This window comes from Nostoc sp. (assembly GCF_035638895.1).
Classification (GTDB): Bacteria; Cyanobacteriota; Cyanobacteriia; order Cyanobacteriales; family Nostocaceae; genus Nostoc.
Genome location: NZ_DASQZC010000019.1, coordinates 1 through 7,850, shown reverse-complemented (window position 1 = coordinate 7,850; position 7,850 = coordinate 1). Strand labels below are relative to the sequence as shown.

6 protein-coding genes and 3 pseudogenes are annotated in these 7,850 nt (G+C 41.5%); 5 read left to right on the top strand and 4 right to left on the bottom strand.

What is annotated here, in order from left to right:
* Together VE944_RS00565 and VE944_RS00560 are read right to left on the bottom strand one after the other, a co-directional pair.
* Positions 1 to 194 (bottom strand): annotated as a pseudogene (locus VE944_RS00565) (hypothetical protein); the annotation flags it as partial.
* Between the two features lie 40 nt (positions 195 to 234).
* Positions 235 to 1,734, bottom strand: coding sequence for an acyl--CoA ligase (locus VE944_RS00560; protein WP_324970864.1), 1,500 nt, complete (start codon positions 1,732 to 1,734; stop codon positions 235 to 237).
* 224 nt (positions 1,735 to 1,958) lie between these two features.
* Here VE944_RS00560 and VE944_RS00555 point away from each other — a divergent pair, with 224 nt between their 5' ends.
* Complete coding sequence (locus tag VE944_RS00555; RefSeq protein WP_324970862.1) at positions 1,959 to 3,035, top strand: glycosyltransferase family 4 protein; 1,077 nt, start codon at positions 1,959 to 1,961, stop codon at positions 3,033 to 3,035.
* Positions 3,036 to 3,101: 66 nt separating this feature from the next.
* Complete coding sequence (locus VE944_RS00550; protein ID WP_324970860.1) at positions 3,102 to 3,878, top strand: WecB/TagA/CpsF family glycosyltransferase; 777 nt, start codon at positions 3,102 to 3,104, stop codon at positions 3,876 to 3,878.
* A 179-nt stretch (positions 3,879 to 4,057) separates the two neighbouring features.
* Here VE944_RS00550 and VE944_RS00545 read toward each other — a convergent pair.
* Together VE944_RS00545 and VE944_RS00540 are read right to left on the bottom strand one after the other, a co-directional pair.
* A pseudogene (locus VE944_RS00545) lies at positions 4,058 to 4,219 on the bottom strand (AAA family ATPase); the annotation flags it as partial.
* Between the two features lie 283 nt (positions 4,220 to 4,502).
* Positions 4,503 to 5,723, bottom strand: coding sequence for a substrate-binding domain-containing protein (locus VE944_RS00540; protein WP_324970858.1), 1,221 nt, complete (start codon positions 5,721 to 5,723; stop codon positions 4,503 to 4,505).
* A gap of 326 nt (positions 5,724 to 6,049) precedes the next feature.
* Between VE944_RS00540 and VE944_RS00535 the strand changes: the two genes are divergently transcribed.
* From VE944_RS00535 to VE944_RS00525, 3 genes and pseudogenes are all read left to right on the top strand, one after another.
* A complete protein-coding gene (locus VE944_RS00535) occupies positions 6,050 to 6,403 on the top strand; it encodes a hypothetical protein (protein ID WP_324970856.1) in 354 nt (117 codons plus the stop codon).
* Between the two features lie 432 nt (positions 6,404 to 6,835).
* A pseudogene (locus tag VE944_RS00530) lies at positions 6,836 to 6,937 on the top strand (IS982 family transposase); the annotation flags it as partial.
* 646 nt (positions 6,938 to 7,583) lie between these two features.
* A partial coding sequence (locus tag VE944_RS00525; RefSeq protein WP_324970854.1) for an SIMPL domain-containing protein occupies positions 7,584 to 7,850 on the top strand: 267 nt, incomplete at its 3' end.

Here is a 7,850-nt window from a genome sequence, read left to right as displayed (position 1 = left end):
CCCACTTCCTGCCGGACTTTTTGGAGTTTTTCTAAGCTACTCAGTAAGGTTTTGAGTGAGTTCAAGATGTCGTCAATATCTTGGACATCCTCCACTGTTTCCGGTAAATCTTCAATTGTCACTGTATCTTCATCTGATATTGTAGGCAATTCCTGTGCAGACATTTCACTTGTAACCCCGTTTGCTCGTGCCATCAAAGCTTCCTCAAGGAATTTTCCTTAGTGTATCGCTGATTCAGCCTATGTTAAGCAATTTCGCCATAACCAACCGTTGCAGTTTCCCGGTAGCACCACGAGGTAGTTGATCCAAAATGTGAATTTGCTTAGGAACTTTGAAGTCTGCCAGCATGGTTGAACAGTAAGCTAAAAGTTCTTTTTCGCCGACTTCTCCTTTGAGGACAACAGCAGCATGGATATCTTCTCCTAAAGATTTGTGGGGGACGGCAAAGGCTAAGGCTTCGGCAACGGCGGGATGGCGCAGCAAAACATCATCCACTTCTAAAGGAGAAATTTTTTCCCCACCCCGGTTAATCAATTCTTTAATGCGTCCAGTCAAGCGGAGGTAGCCGTCTGCATCTACTGTTCCCTGATCCCCTGTGCGGAACCATCCGCTTACAAAAGCTGTGGCGTTAGCTTCCGGGTTGTTTTCGTAGCCATCTATAACATTGGGTGCTTTTACCACCACCTCGCCCAAGCTTCCCTGAGATAATAAGTTGCCTTCGGAGTCCATGATACCGACTTCTACACCGAAGCCATAACCTACAGTACCCGGTTTCCGCACTTTTGGCGGTAGGGGATTGGTGGTCATTAAGTGAGATGCTTCAGTCATGCTGTAAGATTCCACGACGGGAGCATTCAGAGTTGCCTCTAGTTGTTCAATAATAATTGGTGGCAAGGGAGCGCTACTAGAGCGAATGAAACGAAAGCGATTAGCTTTGACAATTTCTGTATTGCGGCTAGCGCGGGCCAAAATTGTCTGATGCATGGTTGGCGCTGCGGAGTACCAAGTAGGTTTGTAGGTATCTACCAGTTTCCAAAACTCCAGAGCATTAAAACCATTAGGACAAATTAATGTGCCGCCCGATCCTAGAGTTGCCAGCAAACAGCCCACCAATCCGTGAATGTGGAACAGGGGCATTAGGCAAAGTGTAGTGTCAGCTGCTGTGAGTGAGTAAGCACCAATAATGTTGTTGGCTGAGGCGATTAAGTTGCGATGACGAATCGGCACACGTTTGGGACGGCTGGTGGTGCCGCTAGTATGGAGAATCATCGCCAGATCATCAGATTGAGGCAAGGGAGTTCTTAGCTGGGAGCAAGGGGGAAGTTTCTCTTTGACTAATTCAAAACTCAGTGTACCGTCAGTGTTTACCTTGGCATTAATCCGCATCATGTCGGGTGTGACGGCGGCAATAGCTGCTTTTGGCGACTCAGATAACGTAATTAGTGCTTTTGCTTGGATATCTTCGTAATAGAAGGCAAATTCTTCTTGTTTGTATTTGGGATTTAAGGGTGCAGCAGTGCCACACAGGGCGGCAGCTAAAAAGGTAATAGCCATTGGTGAACCGTTAGTCATCGCAATGACAATACGTTCGCCCTGTTTCAATCCAAAGCTGTTGAGTTGCAATACCAGTCCAACAATATTCTCGCGCAACTGCTTATAGGTTAGCGATCGCTCCTCAGGCGTAACTAGGGCTAGATGATTGTCTTCCCCCGCTAAAAGCTCAAATAAGTTCATTAGTTTTTCCGGTCTGTCAACAGATGATTAAACCAGTTTTAAGAATAAAGTACACGCCACGGGTTAACAACGTTTAACCCAGTCTTTGCGACATGGTAATCTTTATTACATTAAAACTGTTAATGACTATCATTGACAAATACATAACTTAATCATAGTTTAAGTAGGGTATGCCGTACATAAATATTTGATGAATTTATCTACTCTAAATAAGCTCTTTTGTTATGAGTCCTATAAAGATTACTATGTTAGGCGAAAGCTTGGAGCGGCAAGGTGGAATAGTTTCCGTGCAAAAGCTCATCCTTGAAGAAGCCACTGAAGCTACTTCCGATATTAAATTTACACATATAACTACTTTACCCAATGGCTCTGCTCCCCAGAAAGTATTGGTGTTTGTGCAGGCAATAGGGCAGTTATTTTGGAATTTATTAAATAAAAAAGCCGACCTAATTCACGTTCATGTTTCAGAGAGAGGTAGCGCTTTTCGTCACTCAATCACTAGTGTCATTTGTTGGCTATTTAAAAAACCGCTAATTATTCATGCTCATAGTGCTGACTTTCATTTGTTTTACTCTGAGCTTCCTCAATTGCTTAAGCAATGGCTCAGTTGGTCTTTTAGAAAATCTACGCGTTTTATTGTTTTATCAGATAGCTGGAAAAAATTCTATATCGATAATCTTGGTTTGAAGCCAGAGCAAGTTATTGTTCTTCCTAATGCGGTAAGAATTCCCGCCCAAATTCCCCAGCATGTAGATTCCAACGAGGTATTTTTCTTATTTCTAGGGCGCATTGGTCAGCGCAAAGGTGCATTTGATTTAATTAACGCATTCGCTTCTCTACCTGCCCAAGAGAAAAGTAAAGCAAAGTTGACTATGGCAGGGGATGGAGATGTAGAAAAAGCTCGTAGTTTGATTCAAACTCTAAATCTTGTTGACCACATTACTATCCTTGACTGGGTAGACAAAGAAAAACGCGACGAGCTTTTAGCTAAAGCTGATGTATTTGTTTTACCTTCTTACAACGAAGGTTTGCCGATGGCACTACTAGAAGCGATGAGTTGGGGTTTAGCTGTCATAACTACTAAGGTAGGAGGGATACCCGAAGTCGTTATTCAAAACCAGAATGGTTTATTACTTAATCCAGGTGACATTCAACAGTTGTCTGAAGCAATGCAATCTTTAATTGCAGATAAGAATTTGAGAATATCTCTAGGAAATAATGCAAGGATAAGTGTTAAACACTTGGATATCAACAATTATCTTGCATCATTAAAATACATTTATGCATCAGTGGTAGGTTGATAGCCATATTCTGATGATCATTGATTAACCATAAGTTTGTGTAAAGTAGACAAAGAGGAAATAACAATGGATACGAAAACTTTCCCTGAAATCAAGTTGTTTGATACAAGATTCCATAAAGTTAAAGTACAAGAATTAATCGATTATTTAGTAGAATCAGTCAAAAAACCAAAAAAGACAATTGTCGAAAATGTAAATATTAGAGCTATGAACTTTGCTTATGAAAAGTCTTGGTATCGAGATTTTTTAAATAATGCAGATTTAGTATTTTGCGATGGATTCGGTGTATTGTTAGCGGCTAACTTAAGCGGTTATTCGCTGGATTCTGCACATCGCATGACAGCACCAGATTATATAGAAGATTTAGCATTAAAATGTGAAAAAGAAAATATTTCTTTGTTTTTATTAGCTGGAAAACCCGGCGTAGTGGATGAAGCAATTACAAAGTTAGTATCAATAGCACCAAAGCTTCGCATAGGTGGACATCATGGTTACTTTGAGAAATCAGGAAAAGAGAATGATTTAATAATAGAAAAAATCAATAATTTTCGACCCGATATTTTATATATTGGTTTTGGTATGCCATTACAGGAGCAGTGGATTTTAGATAACTTCAATAAAATTGAAGCTCGTGTATTTTTACCTTTAGGCGCGTGTCTAGATTTTTATACTAACTCTACATATCGTGGACCTGAGTGGCTGACGAATAATGGCTTCGAGTGGTTAACACGCTTAGTTACTGAACCTACTCGTCTCTGGGATCGTTATATCATAGGTAATCCATTGTTTTTTTATCGTTTATTTAAGCAAAAAATCGCTCAAAAATTGGTAGCAAATCGCTAAGAGGTTGTTTGAAAATTCTGGCGTTGCTGATTGCGGTATGAAAACAATTGTGCGTTGTGGTGAAAATCCTTGTAGAGACGTAAAATTTTATTTCTCTACATCCAAGTTCATACATCGATTCAGCAAGGCCAAAATTCCTATTATCGGTATAAAAAGGTTTTAGATCCCTCTAAATCCACGTGCAAAATCAAACGGGTAGAGTCAGCTTTAGGGTCGCATCCCACAATCAAAATCCGTTTACCCACCTCTGCCATAGCAGCTAGGGTATTTTGGGAGGTGGTAGATTTACCAATACCGCCTTTACCATAGAAAGCAATCTGTCTAATTCTGTCGTCGGACATGATAATTTATCCTGCAATTGTTTGTTGAGTGTGTCGGTTCATGAGCGATCGCATTTAGTGGAGGCGATCGCTTAACTTTGCAGCACAGTCTGGATCATCTCTGCGCTTATGTGCAGAGATGATTTGATATAGGGATCAAAGCCTGGAAAACTTTGACCTAAGCATTATCAGTTGTTGTTAGACCACCCCAAATGGTTGCTCAAGCCTTAAGAGCTGGTTGCAGCAGGAATTCAAATTTATGCATTTTTCCCGATAACCAAACCAACCAAAATTGCAATCCACTCTAAATGGTCGCTACAACTTCCCCGATTTTGCTTGTGTCATAGCCGCCGAGAACTTCAAATTGCGAGTGAACCAGCCGATGTCCTAAAGTACTGAGCAAGTGCTGTACTGGCGCTTCTTCCAGATATTCTTTGAGAATCACTAAATCATACCGTGACTGATGCAGAGGAATAAATCCTAGCCCAAAGGTAGTAGCTACAGATGCTGTACTGATACCTGCATCGGCAGCCCCCAATGCTACTGCCTGGGCAACATCTTGGTGGCTTTGAACAATACAGTCAAAGCCCTGGACAGCATGGAATGGCACTTGCTCCTGTTGAAGTGTTTGTTCCAAAAGTAAACGACTACCGGAACCTGGTTCACGGTTGACAATACTTACTCCCGCTTGCACTAAGTCGGCAACTGTTCTGATTCCCCTCGGATTACCAGACTGCACCATCAGTCCCTCTTCCCAAAATCCGAGCGTAATCACAACTGCTTCTCTTCCAGAAAGAACATCACGCACAAAGGGAATATTGTAATCCCCTGTTTCGGAGTGGTATAGGTGCATCCCAGCGATGTGAGCTTCACCTCGACATAAACTGTGTAATGCCGCCATGCTATTGGCGAAGTTATATTGGACTCGCAACTGGGGATGCCAACGTTCGGTAGCTCTCGCCCAGAGTGAAATCACAGGCGCACAGCCAGCAATCACAACTGTGTTGTGAAGTGTGTCCATATTATCGTCGAGGAGCCGGACTCGGACTTTATCTGTACCAGTCCGGTTTTCACTCTCACCCTTCGGGTGACGCTCGTTCCTCGCTACCGCTAACGCTAACGGCAGTTTGCTTATGCCGGGGAACCCTTTCGGCAGTTCCTCCTGGGGGAAACCCCCATCGCTCTTAGCGTCTCCCCTTGGGAGAAGATCGGACTGCCTCACCACCGCAACTGCCTCACCATCAGATGGAATCATGTCTTGGCGAAAAGCATCCTTGCCAACCAACGGATAAGCTATCCATTGTCCCCCAACCCTAGCCAGACTGACCCGTAGTTGCTGATTGCAAGGAACAGATTTGACAAGAACTGCCTCAATTTCAGGTAAATCCTGCTCTAGCCAGAATAGATCCTCAACTTGACAGCCAAGCGCTTTTGCTAGGCGGAGTGTAATCGCAACTGAGGGCGCATATTGCCCTGACTCTACACCACTAATTGTCTGACGGGTAACACTAGCGATGTTCGCCACTAATTTATCTGCCCTTGCACAAGAGTTAAGCTGTCGCGCTTAATTCTTTTTTCAGTAACTTCGCTTTATACCAATTAATTTGGTTTAAAGCAGCGATTGATACAGTTTTAGTAATCGGTTTCAGCTTTGATGCTTGATAGGAAAGTAACAAAAGCCGTAGAAAACTTACCAACAAATTCTGGCGCATGGGTAAATTTTACCCCAACTAAAAATTGTTAATTCTACTCAGATAAAAATGCAGACAGCATTAGCAATACTGCGTCACCTTTACTGTGCATAAATGAGATGAAATTACAGTTTTTAGCACAATAATCATGGAGAGAGTAATGATTACCGAAGAAGACTTAGCCCAACAATTTACCCTTATTATTGAGCAAGCTCACCCAAGAGCGTGGAAATTACTAAGCCAGTGCTATATAAAAGTGCTAAATTCTAAATCAAAAGGAGCGTATATTCCTCATGCCAAATATATAAGGATTTACTGCCCTGACAGACTGATTGCTGGTATAGTGGCAGAAAAAAACTTACTGATACAAGTGGCAGAATATCTGGGTCTAGTTGAAGTTGTTTGCGTGAATGCTACAAATCTATTAAACGACCCCAAATCGCAGATTAAGAAGGTTTATCCTCAATTATGGTTAGATTTGCAGTGGATTGTTACGCAAAATAAAGAATTATGAAAACTGGATTTTTGCGTAGTATTAATTATGCGAAATCCTCAGCTTGTTAATTTCTTAAAACGTACAAAAATTTTATGAATTCATGAGAACTGTTCCCCAATTCACCGACATGTTAAAAAGATTTACTAACAGAGGTCGAATTACTGTTAGCCCTCCAACTAAAAAATATCCCATTAGAGGAAGCACGAGCGCAGGGGAAGCAGGGGGGAAGAATCTAGCGATCATCTTCGCTCCCAAAATTGAATAATTTAATTTCTGGAAATCCCCAACTTGAAATCTGCTGTATCTCTGTCTCTTTTTTCTTTTGCGTCTTTCTTCGGGAGACGCTACCGCGTTGGCAAAGCCTCTCGTAGAGAAGGCGGTTCGTTTGCTAATCTATATTTTTAAAAAATCTAAGTGTAGCGTACAGACTCTCGCTATCAAGCTTTAATTCTCACCAACCGTCTCAATCGCAAGATTTTAGTTCATACCGTCTGTTTCTGGCTTAATTTATACAATTGTGACCCTTTTAAGTTCGACAAACTTGTTACGTAATATTAAGTTGCAGATGGCGTTAAAAGATTGCATTTACTACTTTTGACATGTCAACACTGCGTTTTCTACCGACTTTGTTAGCTTCTGGAATTAGTCCCGATAGCAATTTCCACTGCGATTACGTTAAGTTACTTAGGTATGATGGATTCATGCCTAAGTAACGCTGTCATACTTGAATATTTTTTCCTGATGACAGGATACCGTCAGGGCTATTTCATTCTCATCTAGCCCGCCTCAGAATGAATTCTGAGCCTAATAGCGAAAGTCATCTTTAGATGGCTGTGAAAAGGTTATAGTCCGTTAAAACGGACTTTAGCTAAAAGCCAGTGAACTTTAGTTCTGGGCGGTTTATGTATAGAATGAAATAGCACTACGATATCGTTAAGTGGGCTTTCTTACTTTTGAGACATCTTCCTAGCTCGACTTTATCCATTTTTTGGGAACACTCAAGCTGACGCTGAAACCTTTGTGGGACAGTAGCTTTATTTTTTCGATTTCACCGAGAATCAGTGACATCGAAAAAGTTTTTGCCAAAAAGCTAGGATTTTTGCCGTATTAAGAAAACTGAGTTCTTAATTTTGGATAAAGTCGAGCTTAGATTAAAACATCAACAGATTTCAAACATCATTTAAGCAAGGAAAATAAGATGGCTAACACAAATAATCTCACAGTTGCGAGTGAGCAGGCTATTGTGATCATCCCTCCCCTGACTGGAAGCACTAATCCAAACACTACTCAGATATTGGAAGTTACTGGTCAAGGAGAAGTCAACGTTCCCACTACTTTAACTGAGGTGCAGTTGGGGATTCAAGTAGAGGGAAAAACCGCAACCGAAGTTCAAGAAGAAGTTGCTCGACGTTCAACAGCAGTAGTTGATGTGCTGCAAAACCTTGGGGCGCAAGAACTTCAAACT

Bases quoted from the DNA above. Each gene is read 5' to 3' on its own strand.
- VE944_RS00555 (WP_324970862.1), top strand. From the start codon at position 1,959: ATGAGTCCTATAAAGATTACTATGTTAGGCGAAAGCTTGGAGCGGCAA.
- VE944_RS00550 (WP_324970860.1), top strand. From the start codon at position 3,102: ATGGATACGAAAACTTTCCCTGAAATCAAGTTGTTTGATACAAGATTC.
- VE944_RS00560 (WP_324970864.1), bottom strand. From the start codon at position 1,734: ATGAACTTATTTGAGCTTTTAGCGGGGGAAGACAATCATCTAGCCCTA.
- VE944_RS00535 (WP_324970856.1), top strand. From the start codon at position 6,050: ATGATTACCGAAGAAGACTTAGCCCAACAATTTACCCTTATTATTGAG.